General features: G+C 72.8%; 19 protein-coding genes. 8 read left to right on the top strand and 11 right to left on the bottom strand.

Annotation, left to right across the window (positions count from 1 at the left end):
- Window positions 1-77: 77 nt before the first annotated feature.
- Window positions 78-599, top strand: coding sequence for an RNA polymerase sigma factor (locus DER29_RS12455; protein ID WP_121399171.1), 522 nt, complete (start codon window positions 78-80; stop codon window positions 597-599).
- Window positions 586-1,818, top strand: coding sequence for a hypothetical protein (locus DER29_RS12460; RefSeq protein ID WP_121397499.1), 1,233 nt, complete (start codon window positions 586-588; stop codon window positions 1,816-1,818). Before DER29_RS12455 ends, DER29_RS12460 begins: the two co-directional genes overlap by 14 nt.
- 60 nt (window positions 1,819-1,878) lie before the next feature.
- Here DER29_RS12460 and DER29_RS12465 read toward each other — a convergent pair whose 3' ends face one another.
- The 5 genes from DER29_RS12465 to DER29_RS12485 all read right to left on the bottom strand — a co-directional run bounded on the left by DER29_RS12465 (window position 1,879) and on the right by DER29_RS12485 (window position 7,555).
- The gene (locus DER29_RS12465; protein ID WP_233599730.1) at window positions 1,879-2,544 is read right to left on the bottom strand and encodes a DUF5701 family protein; all 666 of its coding nucleotides are present in this window, start codon (window positions 2,542-2,544) and stop codon (window positions 1,879-1,881) included.
- Window positions 2,545-2,798: 254 nt separating this feature from the next.
- Window positions 2,799-3,560 carry a LytTR family DNA-binding domain-containing protein gene (locus DER29_RS12470; RefSeq protein WP_121399172.1) on the bottom strand — a complete coding sequence of 254 codons (762 nt, stop codon included), beginning with the start codon at window positions 3,558-3,560 and terminating at the stop codon, window positions 2,799-2,801.
- A gap of 8 nt (window positions 3,561-3,568) precedes the next feature.
- On the bottom strand, window positions 3,569-4,819 hold the full coding sequence (locus tag DER29_RS12475) for a sensor histidine kinase (RefSeq protein ID WP_121397501.1): 1,251 nt from the start codon (window positions 4,817-4,819) through the stop codon (window positions 3,569-3,571).
- A gap of 39 nt (window positions 4,820-4,858) precedes the next feature.
- Complete coding sequence (locus DER29_RS12480) at window positions 4,859-6,430, bottom strand: sugar transferase (RefSeq protein ID WP_121397502.1); 1,572 nt, start codon at window positions 6,428-6,430, stop codon at window positions 4,859-4,861.
- A gap of 264 nt (window positions 6,431-6,694) precedes the next feature.
- Window positions 6,695-7,555 carry an Fpg/Nei family DNA glycosylase gene (locus DER29_RS12485; RefSeq protein ID WP_121397503.1) on the bottom strand — a complete coding sequence of 287 codons (861 nt, stop codon included), beginning with the start codon at window positions 7,553-7,555 and terminating at the stop codon, window positions 6,695-6,697.
- 24 nt (window positions 7,556-7,579) lie between these two features.
- Between DER29_RS12485 and DER29_RS12490 the strand changes: the two genes are divergently transcribed.
- Window positions 7,580-8,848: a glycosyltransferase family 4 protein gene (locus DER29_RS12490; protein ID WP_121397504.1), complete on the top strand. Its 1,269-nt coding sequence runs from the start codon at window positions 7,580-7,582 to the stop codon at window positions 8,846-8,848.
- Window positions 8,849-9,087: 239 nt separating this feature from the next.
- Here DER29_RS12490 and DER29_RS12495 read toward each other — a convergent pair whose 3' ends face one another.
- From DER29_RS12495 to DER29_RS12515, 5 genes are all read right to left on the bottom strand, one after another.
- The gene (locus tag DER29_RS12495) at window positions 9,088-9,810 is read right to left on the bottom strand and encodes a CDP-alcohol phosphatidyltransferase family protein (RefSeq protein WP_121397505.1); all 723 of its coding nucleotides are present in this window, start codon (window positions 9,808-9,810) and stop codon (window positions 9,088-9,090) included.
- Window positions 9,785-10,852 (bottom strand): iron-containing alcohol dehydrogenase family protein, encoded by a 1,068-nt coding sequence (locus DER29_RS12500; protein WP_121397506.1) that lies wholly within the window; start codon window positions 10,850-10,852, stop codon window positions 9,785-9,787. The genes DER29_RS12495 and DER29_RS12500 overlap by 26 nt, the downstream gene beginning before the upstream one ends.
- Entirely contained in the window at window positions 10,840-11,571 is a 732-nt protein-coding gene (locus DER29_RS12505; protein ID WP_121397507.1) for a sugar phosphate nucleotidyltransferase, read from the bottom strand. Before DER29_RS12505 ends, DER29_RS12500 begins: the two co-directional genes overlap by 13 nt.
- A 78-nt stretch (window positions 11,572-11,649) precedes the next feature.
- Window positions 11,650-12,420 carry a hypothetical protein gene (locus DER29_RS12510; protein WP_121397508.1) on the bottom strand — a complete coding sequence of 257 codons (771 nt, stop codon included), beginning with the start codon at window positions 12,418-12,420 and terminating at the stop codon, window positions 11,650-11,652.
- Complete coding sequence (locus tag DER29_RS12515) at window positions 12,417-12,866, bottom strand: NUDIX hydrolase (RefSeq protein ID WP_121397509.1); 450 nt, start codon at window positions 12,864-12,866, stop codon at window positions 12,417-12,419. Before DER29_RS12515 ends, DER29_RS12510 begins: the two co-directional genes overlap by 4 nt.
- Before the next feature lie 115 nt (window positions 12,867-12,981).
- Between DER29_RS12515 and DER29_RS12520 the strand changes: the two genes are divergently transcribed.
- The 4 genes from DER29_RS12520 (at window position 12,982) to corA (ending at window position 16,621) form a co-directional block, all read left to right on the top strand.
- Window positions 12,982-13,374: a cyclic nucleotide-binding/CBS domain-containing protein gene (locus DER29_RS12520; RefSeq protein ID WP_121397510.1), complete on the top strand. Its 393-nt coding sequence runs from the start codon at window positions 12,982-12,984 to the stop codon at window positions 13,372-13,374.
- Between the two features lie 92 nt (window positions 13,375-13,466).
- Window positions 13,467-13,925 carry an ester cyclase gene (locus DER29_RS12525; protein ID WP_121397511.1) on the top strand — a complete coding sequence of 153 codons (459 nt, stop codon included), beginning with the start codon at window positions 13,467-13,469 and terminating at the stop codon, window positions 13,923-13,925.
- Window positions 13,926-14,031: 106 nt separating this feature from the next.
- Window positions 14,032-15,126, top strand: coding sequence for a PLP-dependent aminotransferase family protein (locus DER29_RS12530; RefSeq protein WP_121397512.1), 1,095 nt, complete (start codon window positions 14,032-14,034; stop codon window positions 15,124-15,126).
- A 355-nt stretch (window positions 15,127-15,481) separates the two neighbouring features.
- Window positions 15,482-16,621, top strand: coding sequence for a magnesium/cobalt transporter CorA (gene corA, locus DER29_RS12535; protein ID WP_121399173.1), 1,140 nt, complete (start codon window positions 15,482-15,484; stop codon window positions 16,619-16,621).
- Window positions 16,622-16,752: 131 nt separating this feature from the next.
- On the opposite strand, the gene DER29_RS12540 is transcribed toward corA, so the two are convergent.
- Window positions 16,753-17,568, bottom strand: a complete 816-nt coding sequence (locus DER29_RS12540; RefSeq protein WP_121397513.1) for a hypothetical protein — start codon at window positions 17,566-17,568, stop codon at window positions 16,753-16,755.
- A gap of 84 nt (window positions 17,569-17,652) precedes the next feature.
- On the opposite strand from DER29_RS12540, the gene DER29_RS12545 reads away from it, so the two are divergent.
- Window positions 17,653-18,183 carry a peptidylprolyl isomerase gene (locus DER29_RS12545; RefSeq protein ID WP_121397514.1) on the top strand — a complete coding sequence of 177 codons (531 nt, stop codon included), beginning with the start codon at window positions 17,653-17,655 and terminating at the stop codon, window positions 18,181-18,183.
- Window positions 18,184-18,228: the final 45 nt, after the last annotated feature.

Here is an 18,228-nt window from a genome sequence, read left to right on the forward strand (position 1 = left end):
ATAACTCTTTGGGAACTGCTGTCTCCGGAACCTTCTTCCGCGTTGGTGAGTGGGAGAGGTGGAGAAGGGAGGTGACGGTGTCCGACGGTGATCCGATCTCGGAGGTGTACGCCGGTTGTTTCCGCCGGTTGGTGGTCCAGCTCTACGCGGTGACCGGCGACCTCAACGAGGCGCAGGAGGCGGTCCAGGAAGCGTTCACCAGGGCGCTGACCACGCCCCGGCGCTTCGCTCGGCTGGAGAACCCGGAGGCGTGGCTGCGGCGGGTCGCGGTGAACGTGGCCCGCAGCCGGTACCGGCGGCGGCGGGTGCTAGACGGGCTGCTGCGCCGGATCGGCCCACCCCCTGCCGTCGCCGACCGCGCGCCGGAGCACCTCGCGCTGCTCGCCGCGCTGCGCGGGCTGCCGGAGGGTCAGCGACACGCGCTGGCCCTGCACTACCTGGTCGACCTGCCGGTGGATGAGGTGGCGGCGACGCTCGGCGTCTCCGCCGGCACGGTCAAGTCCCGCCTGTCGCGGGGCCGGCAGGCGCTGGCCGCGCTACTCACCGACTCCGACGTCACCGACACCACGTACACCGGGAGGATCGATGTCCGATCGTGAGTTCGGCGGCTTCGACGTCGAGATCGTCGCCGACGCCGTCCGGCAGCCCTCGCTCGACGACCTGCGGTCGGCGGCCCTGTTCCGGCGGCGCCGACGCGCGGCCGGGGCCGGGCTGGCCATGGTGGTTGCCCTTGCCGGGGCGGCTCTTGTCCCGTCGGCCGGTGATCCGGACGGAGGAAACTGGGCCGCCCCGGACCCGTCCGGCCCAGCGATCGAGCGGGGGGTCAGCGAGCTGTTCCTGCTCACCGAACGGGTCGCGGTCGGCGTCGAGGTACGAGACCCCTGCCAGATCAGCTTCTCGGCCACCGAGGATGCCGGCCGGAGCTGGTCGGACTGGCGGACAGCCGAGTACGACGGGGCCTGCACCACCACCCCGGACTCGGAGGGGTTCGGTGTGTCCGACGTCCGGTACAGCGTGTTGGACGAGCGGACCTATCTGGTCAGCGTCGATGGCCAGGCGATCCTCTCGACGGACGGCGGCCGGACGTGGCGGGACGTTGAATCCGCGGTGATCGACGTGAAGGCGTTTCCGGAGCGGGCGCGGCCGGTGACCTGTCAGAACGGGTGCGGAGCCATGAAACGTCCGCTCGCGGTCGAGCCCGGCACCGGCAGGGTCTATCGGCTGGCGGACCTGGCCTCGACCCACGCGAGGGCCGTCGTGGACCAGAGCGACGACGGCGCGCTCTGGTACGTGCAGGCGTCCCCCGAGTTCGGAGGTGCCGCCACCGTCGCGCGTAGCGTCGACCGGGGTGCCACCTGGCAGACATCGCAGGTGCCGGAGGGCGTGACGGCCATCGGGCTCGCGGCGGTCAGTGGCCGGGAGGCGTACCTGCTGACCGAGCCCCGTCCGGCAGGCACGGACGGTCCGCCGTCCGGCTCCTCCCGGTTGCTGCACACGACGGACGCCGGCCGATCCTGGGTCGACGTCGACACGGACCTTCCCGCCAGTTCCATGGTGAGGCCGTTCACGATCGGACGGGACGGGGCCCTCCTCGTCGGCGAGCCGTTCGCGGGCGGCACCACCGCGTACGTCTGGGTCAGCAGGGACGGCGGGCGACACTTCACCCGGAGCGAGCGGTCCGGCACCGAGGGGACCGTCGGAGTGGCACCGGGCCTGGTCTGGCTTGGCGGTCGTGACGTGATGAACCTGCCAGCAACAGCTCATGTCCAGGTGAGCGCAGACGGGGAGACGTGGAGTCGGCTGCCGTTGCCCCGGTGACTGAGCCGTTGCCGGGCGTCGCGGCGGGGCGACCGGTGGCCGGTCACCCCGCTGCAGCACTCACTTCGTGATGACGTGCTCCAGGCCGATGCGCTCCGGGCGGGCGGAGGCGGAGCCGAGCCAGGTGTGCGGGTTGCCGTACCAGCACCAGCCGAGCTTCGGCGCGCCCTGGCTGATCCAGAGCGCCGGCACCCGCTTGTCGCCGCAGCGGGAGCCGACCAGCGAGAAGCACTTGTTCTTCGCCAGCGCCTCCGGGTACAGGGTGACGAAGGCGAGCCCCTCGTCGATGGTGAGCGGCAGCCGGCCCTGGCCGGTGATCACCTCCATGGCGGCGGCGGGCGCCAGGTTCAGCGTCTCCTCGCCCCGGTCGACGTCGAAGAGGAGGTACGCCGGCCCGGCCGGCACCTCCAGCTCCTTGATCGGGTCGAACTTCGGCAGGTCGCCCTCGGCGTAGTGCCGGTCGACGATGCCCGGCTTCCGCTTGCCGGCCAGGGTGGTCAGCGCGACGCGCTCCTCCACCGGCACCAGGTCGCGGGTGATCACCAGGAGGAAGGGCACCCGTGCCTCGGTCGGGGCGGGGAGGCCGGCCGACCCGGCGACGGCCGCCGCGCGCAGCGGCGCGACCAGGTCACGGAAGGCGTCCTCGGTCAGCTCGGCGAGGGCCGGGTAGCCCAGCTCCACCAGCCGGTCGAGCTGGCGGTCGAATTCGGTCGCGGCGTCGGACAAGGCGGCCTCCAATTGTCGTACGGAGTACCGTACAGCGTACGACGAAGCGCGCGTATTCCCGACCGCGAGGAAAATCCAAGCACGGTCTACCGGGTTCTCCAGACGCTGTCGATCTGCCCCGTCCATGAGACCAGAAGACGCCCGCAGCCTCCGGTCTCACGCACGGGGCAGCTCGACAGGCGCCGGGCGGGCGATGTCATCGCCCCCGGAACCGGCACGCATCGGGGCGGCACGGGCCGGGGCAGGCAGACCGGTCAGCGGTTCCAGTCCTGCTTCGCCGCGCGGACCAGCTTGTCCTTCAGCTCGCGGGTGTGCCGGCGGCTGACCGGCAGCTCCGTCGAGTCGACCACCACGACGTAACCGGAGTTGACCAGCCGCAGTTCGGCGATCAGCTTGAGCTGTACCAGGTACGACCGGTGAATCCGGACGAAACCGGCGTCCGCCCAGCGCTCCGCGAGGGTCGCCAGCGACACCCGGACCAGGTGCGAGCCGTCGGCGGTGTGCAGCCGCGCGTAGTCGCCCTGCGCCTCCACCCACCGCACCGCCGAGCGGGGCAGCATCCGTGTGGTGCCGGCCAGCTCGATGGGGATGGTCGGATCCTCCTCCGCCCGGGCCAGCGCCGCCGGGTGCGACGGCACCACCCGGGCGCCGATCACCCGGCGCAGCGACTCGGCGAGCCGCTCGGCGCGTACGGGCTTGCGGACGTAGTCGGTGGCGCCCAGGTCGAACGCGTCCACCGCGCCGTCGTCGTACGCGGTGACGAACACGATCGCCGGCGGCCGGGCGAAGCGGCGCAGAACCCGGGCCAGCTCCATGCCGTCCAGCCCGGGCATCCGGATGTCGAGGAAGACCACGTCCACGTCGCCGTCGCGGAGCAGCCGCAGCGCCTCCGTCGCGTCGCCCGCCGTGTGCAGCCGGGCCACCCGGGGGTCGGCCCGCAGGTGGTACGCCAACTCGTCCAGCGCCGGCGGCTCGTCGTCGACGGCCAGCACCCGCAGGAACCCCGCCGCGCTCACCACGCCGCTCACGAGCCGGCCCGTACGCCGGGGTGGAACTTCGGCACCCGCATGCTCACCTTCGTACCCGAGCCGAGGCCCGTCTCGACGACCAGGCCGAAGCCGTCCCCGAAGACCGACCGGAGCCGCTCGTCGACGTTGGAGAGCCCGACGTGCTGGCCCGGGTCGTCTCCGACGCCGGCCAGCGCGGCGTCGCCCGGGTCCCCGGCGACACCGGCCAACTCGGCGATGCCGGCGGTCAGCGTGGTCGGATCCATCCCCACTCCGTCGTCCTCCACCGTGATGTGACACTCGGTGCCCGCGTCCCGGGCCTCGATGCTCACCATGCCCGTGCCCGGCTTGCGGGACAACCCGTGCCGGACGGCGTTCTCCACCAGCGGTTGCAGGCAGAGGAAGGGCAGCGTCACGGGCAGCACCTCCGGGGCGATCTGGAGGCGCACCTGGAGCCGGTCGCCGAACCGGGCCCGCTCGATGGTCAGGTAGCGGTCGATCGAGCGCAGCTCCTCGGCCAGCGTGGTGAACTCGCCGTGCGCCCGGAACGAGTACCGCGTGAACTCGGCGAACTCCAGGATCAGCTCCCGGGCCCGGTCCGGGTCGGTGCGGACGAACGAGCCGATCGCGGTCAGCGCGTTGTAGATGAAGTGCGGGCTGATCTGCGCGCGCAGGGCGCGTACCTCGGCGCGGGCCAGCCGCTCCCGCGAGGAGTCCAGCTCGGCCAGGGCGAGCTGGTTGCCGGCCCAGTGCGCCGTCTCCAGGGTGGCCTGCACCAGGCCCGGCTCCGGCTGACCGTCGGCCACCGCGATCAGCACCCCGACCCCGCGCCCGTCCGCGCCGGTCAGCGGGGCGACCACCGCGCCGCGTACCGGGCAGTCGACCCGGTCGCAGTGCAGCTCCGGCTCGCCGAGGACCGTCGAGCGGCCCGTCGCCACCGCCCGCCGGGCTGCCGCGACCAGTTGCGCGTGGTGGTGCCCGCCCCGCCCGTCGAGGGCGAGCAGGCTCTCCCGGTCCGTCAGCGCCAGCCCGGCCGCCCCCACCAGCGCCCGCAGATGGCGTACGGCCTTCGCCGCGTTCGCGGCGCTCAGGCCCGCGCGCAGCGGCTCGGCGGCCAGCCCGGCGGTGTGCAGCACCTCGTACGTCGCCCGCTGGGTGGCCGTGGCGATGCCCCGCCGCGCGCGCAGCCGGACCACCGCGAACAGGGCCGCACCCAGCGCGGCGATCAGCGAGACGACGCCGAAGACGCCCGAGAGGTTGCCACCCACGCAGCGATCCTGGCCCCTGCCGGCCCGCACGCCAAGGGGTCAGTACGCGCCCTTGCGGGCGAGCACCACCCCGACGGTGCGCCACAGGATGCTCAGGTCGTACGCCAGCGACCAGTTGTCGACGTAGTAGAGGTCGAGCCGGACCGCCTCGTCCCAGGACAGGTCGGAGCGGCCGGAGACCTGCCACAGCCCCGTCATGCCCGGCCGGACCAGCAGGCGGCGGCGCACGTCACCGAGGAAGTCGCCGTCGTCGGCGGGCAGCGGGCGCGGCCCGACCAGCGACATCTCGCCCTTCAACACGTTGATCAGCTGCGGCAGCTCGTCCAGCGACGAGGCCCGCAGGAAGCGGCCCACCGGGAAGACCCGGGGATCCTGCTTCATCTTGAACAGCATGCCGTCGGTCTCGTTCCGGTCGACCAGGCTGGCCAGCCGGTCCTCCGCGTCCACGTACATGGTGCGGAACTTCCAGACCCGGAAGGTGCGGCCCTCGTGGCCGACCCGGGGCTGGCGGAAGAAGACCGGGCCGGGGTCGGAGAGCCGGATCGCGATCGCGATGGCCAGGAAGACGGGGGCCAGCAGCAGCAGGCCGACACCGGCGGCCACCCGGTCCATCAGGTTCTTGGCCAGCAGCGCCGGGCCGGAGAGGGTCGGCTCCTCGACGTGCAGCAGCGGCAGGCCCTCGATCGGCCGGATGTGCACCCGGGGCCCGGCGATGTCGGTCAGCTGCGGGGCGACGACCAGGTCGACGCCCGAACCCTCCAACTGCCAGGCCAGCCGGCGCAGCTCGCCCGGCTCGGAGCTCGCCGAGCCGCAGACCGCGATCGTGTCGCCGCCGACCTCGCGGACGAGGGCGAGGACGTCGCGGCCCGCGTACACGGGGACCGGGGTCTCGATGCCCTTGGCCGCCGCGTAGCCGTCGGTGATGTGGATGGCGACCGGCATCAGCCCGGCGGCCGGGTTGCGGGTGACCGCGGTGTAGACCTCCAGGCACTCCGGCAGGGTGCCGATCAGCACCATCCGGTGACCGGCCTGGCTGATGTTGCGGCGGACCACGTGCAGCACGAAGCGGCAGAGCATCCGGTTCAGCAGGATCAGCAGCAGCGCCGCGAGCAGGGCGGTGCCGACCGTGTAGCGGGACAGGTCGGTCTTGGTGGCGAAGGCGAGGAAGGACACCGTCGCGGCGACCGCGACGCCGGCCCGGATCACCCGCTTGTACTCGTCCGGGCCCAGGCCGAGGTAGCGCCGGTCGTAGGCGCGGTTGGCCCAGAGGCTGACGAGCCAGCCGAGCGGCAGGAGCACGAACGCCACCGTGTGGAACCACGTCGGGTCCTGCTCGGCGTTGTAGAAGCCCGCCCGCGACTGGTCGAACGTCTCGATGGCGATCAGGCTGGCGGCCGCGGCGGCTGCGAAGTCGAGCAGCAGCAGGAGTGTGATGTAGGGGCGGTGCCAGCGTGACACGCGACGGCGGGCCCGAGCCCACGCGGACCGGGGTACGCCGTTGTGGGACGGCGGTGCCGGCGGCTGGATCTCGAAGCTGTCGACGTGCCGCACGAGTTTGCTCCGGCCTGTGTTGGTTACCGGGCGCTGGAGGCTTGTCGTCACCTCACCCATGTCCTCCCGCATGACACGAGCCGCTCACTCACCGTGAGGGCCCGGTCGCCCACCGTCCCAGTCTCCCACGCGGGCGCCAACCCGTGCGCTGACCCGAGGGACAACGCGCCGGTGTGGTGCCGCCGGGCGTCTGGCCGGCTCCGCGCCATTTCAGAAGCCGGGGACCGAGCCACTATACCGATGGATGACGGGCCCGGTAGAGCCGCAACTCAGACCTTCGGCGCGGGATGGCCGATTCCGTTCCGTAGTCGGCAGTGTCGTCACTCACCGTACGAGCCGCGACAACCGGCGGTCAGCGAGCGGCTTCCCGCCGGTCTGGCAGGTCGCGCAGTACTGGAGGCTGGAATCGGCGAACGAGACCTCGCGGACGGCGTCGCCGCAGACCGGGCAGGGCAGCCCCGTCCGGGCGTGCACCTTCAGCCCCGAGCGCTTCTCGCCCTTCAGCTCGGCCGCCTTCTGCCCGACCGACCGGCGCACCGCGTCGCCGAGCACCTCCCGCGTCGCCGCGTGCAGGGTCGCCAACTGGTCGTCGGTCAGCCGGTTGGTCAGCGCGAACGGGGACAGCTTCGCCGCGTGCAGGATCTCGTCGGAGTACGCGTTGCCCACGCCGGAGAGCACCGTCTGGTCGGTGAGCACCCCCTTGACCTGGCCCTTGCGGCTGCGCAGGCGCTCGGCGAAGGTGGGCAGGTCGGCGGCGAGCGCGTCGGGGCCGAGCCGGGCCACCCCGGGCACCGCCTGCGGGTCGGTGACCAGGTAGACGGCGAGGCTCTTCTGGGTGCCGGCCTCGGTCAGGTCGAAGCCCGAGCCGTCGTCGAGGCGTACCCGCAGCGCGATCGGGCCCTTGCCGGGGCGCAGCGGGGCGGCGGACGGAAACGCCTCCCGGTAGTGCAGCCAGCCCGCCCGGGCCAGGTGGACCACCAGGTGCAGCTCGCCGTCGAGCACCACGTCGAGGAACTTGCCGTGCCGGCGGGCGTCCGTCACGGTCCGCCCGACGGCGGCGGTCGGCGCCGGGTCGTACGTCTTCAGGGCGCTGATCGCGGCGACCTCCAACCGGTCGACGCGCCGCCCCACCGCGCGCTCACGCAGGTATTCCGCGAGCGCCTCAACCTCCGGTAGTTCGGGCACCAGCCAACGGTAGCCTTCTTTCCCGTGAGAATCGTGGTGGCGCACAACCGGTACCGGGAGGCTCAGCCCTCCGGTGAGAACACGATCGTCGACGCGGAGATCGCCCAGCTCACCGCGGCCGGGGTGGAGGTGCTGCCGTTCATCCGTAGCTCGGACGAGATCCCGTCGATGTCGAAGTCGGCCAAGGCGCTGCTGCCGATCTCGCCGATCTGGGCGCCCCGCGCGCAGGAGGACCTGAGTCGGCTCATCACCGGGCACCGGCCGGACGTGCTGCACCTGCACAACCCGTACCCCCTGATCTCGCCCTGGATCGTGCGGACCGCGCACCGGCACGGCGTGCCGGTGGTGCAGACGGTGCACAACTACCGTCAGGTCTGCTCCTCGGGGCTGTACTTCCGGGACGGGATGATCTGCCAGGACTGCCGGGGCCGGGCCCTGGGGGTGCCGGCGATCGTGCACCGCTGCTACCGGGGCTCGCGGGCGCAGAGCGCCCTGATGGCGACCACGCTGGCCGTGCACCGGGGCACCTGGCGCTCGGTGGACCGGTTCGTCGCGCTCACCTCGGCGGTCGCCGACCACCTGCGCGACTACGGCATCCCGGCCGAACGGATCGTGGTCAAGCCGAACGGCATCCCCGACCCGGGGGCGCCCGCGCCGCTCGGCGACGGCTTCCTCTACATGGCCCGGCTCTCCCCGGAGAAGGGGCTGGACCTGCTGCTGGACGCCTGGCGCCGGCACCCTGACGGGACGCTCGGCCCGCTGCGCATCGCGGGCGACGGCGAGCTGCGCCCGCTGGCCGAGGCCGCCGCCGCCGAGCGCGCCGACGTGACCTACCTAGGGCCGCTGGACCGCACCGGGGTACGCGCCGCAATCGAGGCCAGCGCCGTGATCATCGCCGCCTCCACCTGGCACGACGTGCTGCCCACGGTGATCATCGAGGCGCTGGCCGCCGGCCGGCCGGTGCTCGGCACCGCCCTCGGCGGCATCCCGTACCTGCTCGGTGCGGACGGCCCGCGCGAACCCGCCGGCACCGGCCCGGCCGCCGTCGCCTCCGCCGCACCGGGGGAGGGCCGCGTCGCGCTGCCCACCGGCGTGGCGGCGGGCGAGGCGGGCTGGGTGGTGCCCCCGGAGCCGGCCGCCATGGCCGCCGCCCTGCCGGTGGCCCGGGCCGGGGCCGCGACGCTGGCCCCGACGGCCCGCGCCCGCTACGAGCGCACGTTCCACCCCGACGTGGTCACCAAGCGCCTCCTCGACGTGTACGCGGACGTCTCGCGCCGCGCCCAGCCCCGCTAGACCACCCCGCCCGCTGCATCGTGTGCGGCTGCAGGGCTCCTTGATCGTTTGCTGCTCACCCGGTGCGACACGCGGGCGGGACACGGGTGATCGACAAACGATCTTGGGGTGGCGGTGACGGCCGGCCAGAGCGGGCGGGCCGGGCATCCAACTCCCGTGCGGCCAGTCGCGGCCTCCCGTCAACCACCCCGCGACAGGGGTAGGCCGGACAGGCGCAGGCCGCCCCCCGGCGTCACGCCTCAGCGCAGGGAGGCGCGGGCTGAGAAGGCGATGCTGGCGAGCAGGAAGCCGCCGTTGACGATCGTGAACGCGACCATCACCCAGAGGACGAGGGCGGGGGCGAAGGCCAGCACCAGGCCGGCGGCGAAGATCACCGCGCCGTAGTCGCGGACCAGCTTCACGAGGCGTACGGGCAGCGAGGTCGAGGTGACCATGCTGGCGGCGTTCGGGCCGGCCTGCATCACCGACGTGACCAGGTTGACCATCCAGGTGCCGGCGAAGATCGCGACCAGCCAGCTCGGCGTCGACGGCTCCTGCGCCACGGCCGTGGCCGCCAGGGCGGCGACCAGGGCGATCTGGGCGGCCACGTCGGCGAGCACGTCAACCCGGGCGCCGGCGGCGCTGCCCTGCCCGGTCACCCGGGCGAGCTGACCGTCGGCGCAGTCCAGGGAGTATGCGACCTGCCAGCCGACCAGCGCGAGCAGCCCGACCGCCCAGGCCGGCACGTCGCCGGCGGCGACCCGCCCGGCGAGCGCGACCACGGTGACCGAGGCGGCCAGGCCGAGCACCAGGTTGGCGATGGTCAGCGCGGTCGGGCGCAGCCCGAGGCGCTGGGCGACGAGCGCGAAGACCGCGCCCAGCCACTGGCTGATCGATTCGCTGAACAGGCCGCCGCCCCGGTTGACCCGGTGGAAGTCGGCGACGGTGGGACGGGGCTCAGCCAAGGTGGTCGCGGATTGCACCGGCGTAGTCTGCCAGCCGCTCCCGCGTCTCGGTAGGCGACATCGCCAGGTGTTCGAGGATCGTGTAGCGGTCCGGCCGGGTCCGGGGCGCGAACTGCACGGCATCGACGAACTGCTCGTCGGTCAGGCCCAGGTCGGCCGGCGTGGTGGCGAGACCGTGCCGGTGCAGGCAGCGGGCGAGCCGGCCGAACCGGTCGGTGTCGCCCCGCAGGAACGTGCAGAAGAGGGCGCCGAGCCCCACCTGCTCCCCGTGGGCGGCGGTGCCGGGGTGGAGCCGGTCGATCGCGTGGGAGATCTCGTGGTCGCCGCCGCTGGCGGGGCGCGTCGACCCGCACACCGAGCTGGCGATGCCGCCCATGATCAGCGCCTCGGCCAGCGTGGTGAGGAAGCTGTCGTCGGTGATCTTGCCGGGGTGGTTGAGCAGCGCCTCGGCACCCGTCCTGGCCAGGGTCACCGCGAGCCCGTCGATGGGCTCGCCGCGTACCTCGTGGGCCAGCTCCCAGTCGGCGCAGGCGTTCAGGTTGCTCACCGCGTCGCCGATGCCGGCCTGCGTCTGCCGGTCCGGGCCGTTCTCCACGAAGTCGAGGTCGACGATGACCGCGATCGGGATGTGCACCCCGTAGGAGCCCTTGCCGCCCTCGTGGTCGAGCGAGGCGGTCGGGGAGGCGATGCCGTCGTTGGCCAGGCTGGTCGCCACCGTCACCATCGGGATGCCGTAGCGGGTGGCCGCGTACTTGGCGGTGTCGATGGTCTTGCCGCCGCCGATGCCCACCACGGCGTCGTAGTGGCGGCGGCGCAGCCGGTCACCGAGATCGTTCGCCGCGTCGATGGTGCCGCCGACGACCGTGAAGACGTCGGCCGCGCCGAGCGACGGCCGGCACAGCTCGACGATCCGTTCACCCTGCCCGGGGCCGACCACCACGGCCACGTCCCCGCCGGCCGAGATCCGCCGGTCGGCCAGCAGCGGCCCGAGGTCGGCCACCGCACCCCGCCGGACCTCGATCACGAGCGGGGTGTTGACCGTACGGGCTAGTAGCGGCACGCGATCTCCCGCGCCCGGGCCAGGTCGGCGTGGTTGTCGACCTCGACCCAGAGGACGTCGCCGATCGGCGCCGCCCGCACCTCGCCACCTCGGTCGGCGAACTCCTGGTAGCCGTCCTCGTAGTAGAGGTTCGGGTCGCGCCGCCACGTCGCCTCCAGCGCGTCGGCGAGGGCGTCGGCCACCTGCGGCTCGATCAGCGTCGCGCCGATGTACTCCCCGTACGCCTCACCCGGGTCCATGATCTTCGTGATGCGGGTGAGCTGGCCGGCGGCGTCGAAGGTGGTCTTCATCTCCTCCTCGGCCAGCGGCTTGATGGTGTCGACGGCGAGCAGGATGCCCGGGCCGCGCTCGGCCAGCAGGGTCTTCTCCACGCTGACCGGGTGCACGGTGTCGCCGTTGACCAGCAGCACGCCCCGGGCGAAGTGCTCCCGGGCCAGCCAGAGGGAGTAGGCGTTGTTCCACTCCTCGGCCTTGTCGTTGTGCACCAGGGTGAGCGTGACGCCGTACTTCTTCTCCAGCTCCGCCTGGCGGGAGACGACCGCGTCGGCGGCGTAGCCGACCACGATCACGATGTCGGTGAGCCCCACCTCGGCCAGGTTGCGCAGCGAGATGTCCAGGATGGTGGTGTCGCCGTCCACCGGCACCAACGCCTTGGGCAGGGTGTCGGTGTACGGGCGCAGCCGGCGCCCCGCCCCGGCTGCCAGCACCATCCCGATCATTGAGGCGTCCTCCCTCGTACGACTCCCGGTCACCGCTGGAGGATAGCCCCGCGTGGCGGCACCGCTGCGGCCAACCGGTCAGCCGGGCAGCGCCGCCAGGTCCGCCAGCACCTCCAGCCGCTCCTGAGCACTCAGCACGGCGTACGGGGCGGCGGCCCGCCGGTCGGTCTCCAGCTCGATGGCGAGCTGCTCCGGGCCGGGCGGCAGGGCGGCGGCGCTCGCAGCGCTGTGCCCGGCGGCGGTCCACGCGGCGGCGTGCGCGTCGGCCCGGTGGTAGCGCATCGTGCCGAGCCGGTTCAGCAGCAGCACGCCGGGCGGGGTGCCGTCCGGCTCGTACGGCGGCGCCGTCGCGGCGAACGCGGCACCGGCCTCGGCGCCCTCCTCGTCGGCCAGCACCAGCGCGCACGTGAGCACCCGGCCGAAGGCCTCCACCAGCCGCAGCACCCGGTCCTCGTGCCCCGCCCACAGTTCCTCGGTGACCTCCGCGTGCACCTGCCAGATCTCGGCGAGGAAGGCCAGCCCGCGCTCGGTGGCGGAGAGCCCGCCCTCGGGGCTGCGGTGGATCATCCCGTACGCCACCTGCTTGTCCAGGGCCCGCCGGCACTCGACCGGGTCCCGGTAGCGGGTGACCGCGGCGAAGCCGGCCTCGTCGACCGTTCCGCCCGGCGCCGCGAGGCGGGTGCGGAACTCCAGCAGGAAGCCGGTGGCGGCCGGCCCGCCGTACCGCTGGCTCAGCTCGGCGCCGCCGCCGTCGCGGCCGGCGAGGATGCCGGCGACGAACGCCCGGTCGACCGCCGGGGCGACCAGGCCGGCGAACCGGTGCGGCGCCAGCTCGACGGTGTCGTTCACAGACCTATCGAACGCAGGGCGGCGAAGCCTTCGTCCGCGATCCGCCGGATGAGGCCGTCGTTGACGTCGCGGTGCTCGTCGAGCAGGTCCAGCTCGTCGGCGGCGAGCCACCGGAACTCGGTGTGCTTGCCCACCTCCAGCGTCGGCCGGGCCAGGTCGCCGTCGACCCGGACCAGCCAGTCGCGCTCGATCCGGGCCAGGCCGTCGTCGGCGACGTAGTGGTGTTCCCCGACCTGGCCGAGCACGTGCGACACCGTCCAGCCGGTCTCCTCGGTCACCTCCCGGCGCAGCGCGTCCATCCAGTCCTCGCCCGGTTCCAGATGACCGCCGACGATGTCCCAGCAGTTGGGAAAAATGCGCCGGTGGGGAGACCGTCGCTGAATGAAGAGTCGACCGTCGTCGTCGACGATCAGCGCGCCGGCGCAGCGCAGGGGCTCGGTGGACACGCCACGACAGTAGCGAGCGGTGGCGCGTTCCGGCGACGTCCGGTCTTGTCCGCGGCAGCGCCCGGGCGCACCATGTCCCCTACCGGGTGCCACCGTCCCACAGGGGTGATGCGTGATGCAGGTTCGGGAAGCGATGTCCAGCGAGGTTCTCGTGGTCGGCCCGGAGCACACGCTCCGCCAGGCGGCCCGGATGATGTCGGCCCGCGGTGTCGGGTCGGCGGTCGTGATCGACCCGGACTCCGAGGGGGTCGGCATCATGACCGAACGCGACGTGCTCAGGGCCATCGGGGCCGACCTCGACTGCGACGTCGAGCGGACGGCAGCCCACCTGACCTGGGACGTGGTCTACGCCGGGCCGGAGTGGACGGTGGAGGAGGCGGCCGCGGCCATGGCCCGGGGCGGCTTCCGGCACCTCGTGGTGCTCGACGGGCGCGAGGTGGCCGGGGTGATCTCCGTCCGGGACATCATGCGGGTCTGGGCGGCCAGCCGGATGGCCGAGTCGACCTGAGCCGCCGCTCGGCCGAGGGTGTGGCGGGCCGATCGACGGGTAAGGATTCCCGTGCGGGCACGGACGGGCCGTGACCCGCGACGGAGGTCCTCATGCGTGGCGCGGATCGGCTGGTCGAGCAGCAGTACGCGATGCTCCTGCGGCGGGACGTGGCCCGGCTGCCGGACCTCTACGCGGCCGACGCCTTCTACTCGATGCCCGGCGTCACGGTGCGCCCGATCGAGTTGCCCGCCCTGCTGCGCACCTGGACCGGTGCCTTCCCGGACCTGTCCGTCGACCCGCTCGGGTCGGTGCAGACGGCCGGCGGCGCGGCCGTCGAGCAGCGGCTGACCGGCACCCACACCGGCGTGCTGCACTCCCCGTTCGGCACCGTCGCGCCGACCGGTCGGCTGGTGAGCTGGGACGTGGTGGACGTCGTCCGGGTCCGGCGTGGCCGGATCGCGGCCTGGCGGTCCTACTTCGACTGGGGGCAGCTGATCGCGGCGCTCGGCCTGCACGTGGACGGGCTCTCCCGGGAGGCGCAGCACGACCCGCTCGGCCTTCCGGTCTGACCTGCCGCCGACCGGTCGACGCCGGTCACCCGTCCCGGTGGCTCAGGATGCGGACATCGCCGTGCCTTCCGCACGCACCCCGTCGGCTTCCGTACGCTGAACAGCCATGACCGCCGAGCAGCTGATCTCCTTCGCCCGTGGCGCTCCCTCGCTGGACATCGTCGATGTCGAGGGGCTCAAGGCCGCCGCCGTCCGCGCCTTCGACGCCGACCCCGCCGGGGTGACCGCGTACGGCACCTCCGTCGGCTACCTTCCGCTGCGGAAGTGGATCGCCGAGAAGCACGGGGTCTCCGCCGACCAGGTGCTGATCACCAACGGGTCGTTGCAGGCGGACGCGTTCCTCTTCGACCACCTGGTCCGCCCCGGTGACGCGGTGGTGGTGGAGCGCCCGACGTACGACCGGACGCTGCTCAACCTCCAGCGGATGGGCAGCGAGCTGCACGGCGTCTCCATCCAGCCGGACGGGCTCGACACCGCCGAGCTGCGCAAGCTGCTGGAGTCCGGGGTGCGTCCCCGGCTGGCGCACGTCATCCCGAACTACCAGAACCCGGCCGGCGTGACCCTCAGCCTGGAGAAGCGCCGGGAGCTGCTCGACCTCGCCGCCGAGTACGAGTTCACGATCTTCGAGGACGACCCGTACGCCGACATCCGGTTCCGGGGCGAGGCGCTGCCGTCGATGCTCTCGCTGGACACCCGCAACGTGGTGGTGCACGCCTCCAGCTTCACCAAGACGGTCTGCCCGGGCGTACGGGTCGGCTACCTGGTCGGTCCGGCGGACCTGATCGGCGACATCGCGAAGAAGGCGACCAGCCTCTACATCTCGCCGGGCATGGTCTCCGAGGCGATCGTGCACCAGTTCTGCGTCTCCGGCGACATCGAGCGCTCCATCGAGACCGTGCGCGCCGCGCTCGGCGAGCGGGCCCGGGTGCTGGCCGAGTCCCTGCGCCGGCACATCCCGGAGGCCCGCTTCGTGGAGCCGGACGGCGGCTACTTCCTCTGGGTCGAGCTGCCCGAGGACGTGGAGGTCGACAGGCTCGCCCCGGCCGCCGCCGAGCGCGGGGTCGCCGTGGTCAAGGGCAGCGACTTCGTCGTCGACGGCGGGCGGCACGCCCTGCGGCTGGCGTACTCGGCGGTGACCGCGGACCGCATCGACGAGGGCGTGCGGCGCCTGGCGGAGGCCATGGCGGCTGTACGGAGCTGAATTTCTGTCAGATTTCTGACAGTTGCACGATCGTGGCCGCCCCGGGACTCCCGCCGGGGCGGCCGGCAGCCCACAATGCTGCGAGCGTCACTCACCACGTGTAGCGGAGTTCACCGCCCGGTGCCGGCCCCCGCCGCGCCCGGCGACGAGCCGGGCCGGCCCGGCCGGCGGCACGTGGGGCGGCGCGACCAGCACAACCCCCGCCCCCAAAAGGGCGTCGGGTGGGCCGTGTCGTCCCCTCACCCCCCTGATGCGACCCGGCCCACCCGGCGCCCCATCCCGGCGATCGTCACCGGCGGTGATCATCCACGGCGGCGTACTGTTCACCGGCGGCGGCGCGTGGGGAGGGGGCGTGATGACGGACCGGGAACGGACGACCGCGTCGAACGGCGGACGGGTGCTCAGGCCCCGGGACTGGGTGGCGCCGGTGCGGGCGATGACCCGCCGGCTCAACTCCGACAGCCCCCAGCAGACGTCCCCGCCGGCCGGCCCGCAGCGCAACGCGGTGGTCGACTGTGCCCTCTACGTGGACGGCTGCCGACAGCCGGGCGACTGGCAGTACGCCGAGGCCCTCGCCGCGGCCCGCCGCGAGGAGCACGGCTTCGTCTGGCTCGGCCTGCACGAGCCGGAGCTGGCCGAGATGACCGCCATCGCCGCCACGTACGGGCTGCACGAACTGGCCGTCGAGGACGCGGTGAAGGCGCAGCAGCGCCCCAAGCTGGAGCAGTTCGGCGAGGTCAGCTTCCTGGTGCTGCGGACCGCCCGGTACTGCGAGCACGCCGAGCTGACCGAGCACTCCGAGGTCGTCGAGACCGGCCAGGTGATGCTCTTCATCGGCCCGAACTTCCTGATCAGCGTGCGGCACGGGGACGCCTGCCGGCTGGCCCCCGTCCGCGCCGACCTGGAGACGAAGCAGGACCTGCTGCTCCAGGGGCCCTGGGCGGTGGCGTACGCGGTCACCGACCGGGTGGTGGACATCTACCTGGAGGTCGCCGACCGGCTGGAGGACGACCTCGACACGCTGGAGGCCGACGTGTTCGACCGCCAGTCCACCGGCCGGATCCAGCGGATCTACCAGATGAAGCGGGAACTGGTGGAGTTCAAGCGGGCGGTGATGCCGTTGCAGCGCCCGCTGCTGACCCTCACCGCGCAGATGAACCGCGACGTGCCGAAGGAGATCCGCCGCTACTTCCGTGACGTGCAGGACCACCTGAGCCGCACCGTCGAGCAGGTCAACTCCTACGACGACCTGCTCAACTCCATCCTCCAGGCGCGGCTGGCCCAGGTCACGGTCGACCAGAACAACGACATGCGCAAGATCGCGGCGTGGGCCGCCATCGCCGCCGTGTGGACCGCCATCGCCGGCATCTACGGGATGAACTTCGACGTCATGCCGGAGCTGCGGATGACGTACGGCTATCCCGTCGTGCTCGCCCTGATGCTCGCGATCTCGCTGGCCCTCTACCGCTGGTTCCGCCGCAACGGCTGGCTCTGACCGCCCGAGCCTGACGCACAGCCTGACGCCGGACGCGGCGCCGCCGGACCCCGCAGCTTCCGCCGGACGCGGAAGCGCCGGCGGGGCGGCGGGAGCCGCTTCGCCGGCGCTTTCCGTGACCGACAGAGGTGTCAGCGGCGGCCGTTGGTCTTGGCGCCGCCCTTGCCGAGCGCCTCGGTCAGGTCGTCCGCCGGACGGCCCGAGGTGTCCTTGGCGCCCTCGGCCACCGACGGGACCTTGTCCGTCGCGTGGACCGTCGGCTGCTTGCCGGGGGTGGTGGTGGAGGCGCTGTCGCCGCCGGCCACCGCCGAGCTGCCGGCGCCGGTCGGGCCGCCCGCCACGCCCGAACCGCTCGACATCGTCGAGGCGTCGGTCACCGGGGTGCGGATCTCCATGGTCTCCACCTCGTCTCGCATCGGCTCCAGCGTGCGGGTCGGGTCGTACTCGGCCCACTCCTGCTGCTCGCGGCGCCGCCGCATCGCCACCGCGGCGACCCCGGCCACCGCGCCGGCGGCGAGCAGACCGGTCATCATGGACCCGCCCCGCCGGGAGTTCTTCTTCCGGGAAGCCTTCATGTTCTTCGCCTTGACCTTCCTGCCGGCCGCGACCTGCTTGGCTGCCAGGGCCTTCCGGCCGGTGACCGCCTTGCCCGCCGCCTCGGCCTGCGCCTTGCGGACGGCCAGGGCCAGCGGCGCGAGCGCGGCGACCGTGGACGCGAGGCCGCTGGACGCGCGGTCGCGCACGATGACGGCCGTCGGCGCGACCGCGCCCCGGGCCGCCTGGACCCGCGGGGCGACGGTGGCGCCGGCACCCTTCGCGGCGTACGTCGCGGCCTGCCTCAGGTGACCGAGGCCCTGGTTCAGCTCCACCTTGGCCAGCTGCCCCTGGGTCTTACGCCGCCCGATTCCAAACACGGTCCCACCTCCTGGGAGTTGTTCCTTCGTCATCCTCCACCTTCGGATGCCTCCGCACTGCCAGATCGGGCACATGGGAGGATCCGCATGGAACTGACCAACGAGTGAGGAGTACCCGTGGCCGAGGCTGTCTACGCCACCTTGCACACCAACGCTGGCCCGATCCGGCTGGAGCTCTTCCAGAACCACGCCCCGAAGACCGTCAAGAACTTCGTCGACCTGGCGGAGGGCAACCGCGAATACACCGACCCGCGTACGGGTCAGCCGGGCAGCGGGCCGTACTACGACGGCACCATCTCGCACCGGGTGATCAGCGGCTTCATGATCCAGATGGGCGACCCGACCGGCACCGGCCGCGGTGGCCCGGGTTACAAGTTCGGTGACGAGTTTCACCCGGAGCTGCGCTTCGACCAGCCGTACCTGCTGGCGATGGCGAACGCCGGGCCGGGCACCAACGGCTCGCAGTTCTTCATCACCGTCTCGCCGACGCCGCACCTGAACAACCGGCACACCATCTTCGGGAAGGTGGCCGACGAGCAGTCCGCGAAGGTCGTCGACACGATCGCCAACACCCCGACCGGTCCGAACGACCGGCCGTTGCAGGACGTCGTCATCGAGCGGGTCGAGATCGAGCGGACCGCTGCCTGAGTGGTCCGCGAGGTACCTTTGCCGGCATGACTGAGCGCTCCGAGG

Origin of the sequence: Micromonospora sp. M71_S20 (assembly GCF_003664255.1) — a bacterium.
Classification (GTDB): domain Bacteria; phylum Actinomycetota; class Actinomycetes; order Mycobacteriales; family Micromonosporaceae; genus Micromonospora.

Bases quoted from the DNA above. Each gene is read 5' to 3' on its own strand.
- DER29_RS12505 (WP_121397507.1), bottom strand. From the start codon at position 11,571: ATGATCGGGATGGTGCTGGCAGCCGGGGCGGGGCGCCGGCTGCGCCCG.
- DER29_RS12525 (WP_121397511.1), top strand. From the start codon at position 13,467: ATGCGTGGCGCGGATCGGCTGGTCGAGCAGCAGTACGCGATGCTCCTG.
- DER29_RS12480 (WP_121397502.1), bottom strand. From the start codon at position 6,430: ATGGGTGAGGTGACGACAAGCCTCCAGCGCCCGGTAACCAACACAGGC.
- DER29_RS12460 (WP_121397499.1), top strand. From the start codon at position 586: ATGTCCGATCGTGAGTTCGGCGGCTTCGACGTCGAGATCGTCGCCGAC.
- DER29_RS12540 (WP_121397513.1), bottom strand. From the start codon at position 17,568: ATGACGAAGGAACAACTCCCAGGAGGTGGGACCGTGTTTGGAATCGGG.
- corA (WP_121399173.1), top strand. From the start codon at position 15,482: ATGACGGACCGGGAACGGACGACCGCGTCGAACGGCGGACGGGTGCTC.
- DER29_RS12530 (WP_121397512.1), top strand. From the start codon at position 14,032: ATGACCGCCGAGCAGCTGATCTCCTTCGCCCGTGGCGCTCCCTCGCTG.
- DER29_RS12520 (WP_121397510.1), top strand. From the start codon at position 12,982: ATGCAGGTTCGGGAAGCGATGTCCAGCGAGGTTCTCGTGGTCGGCCCG.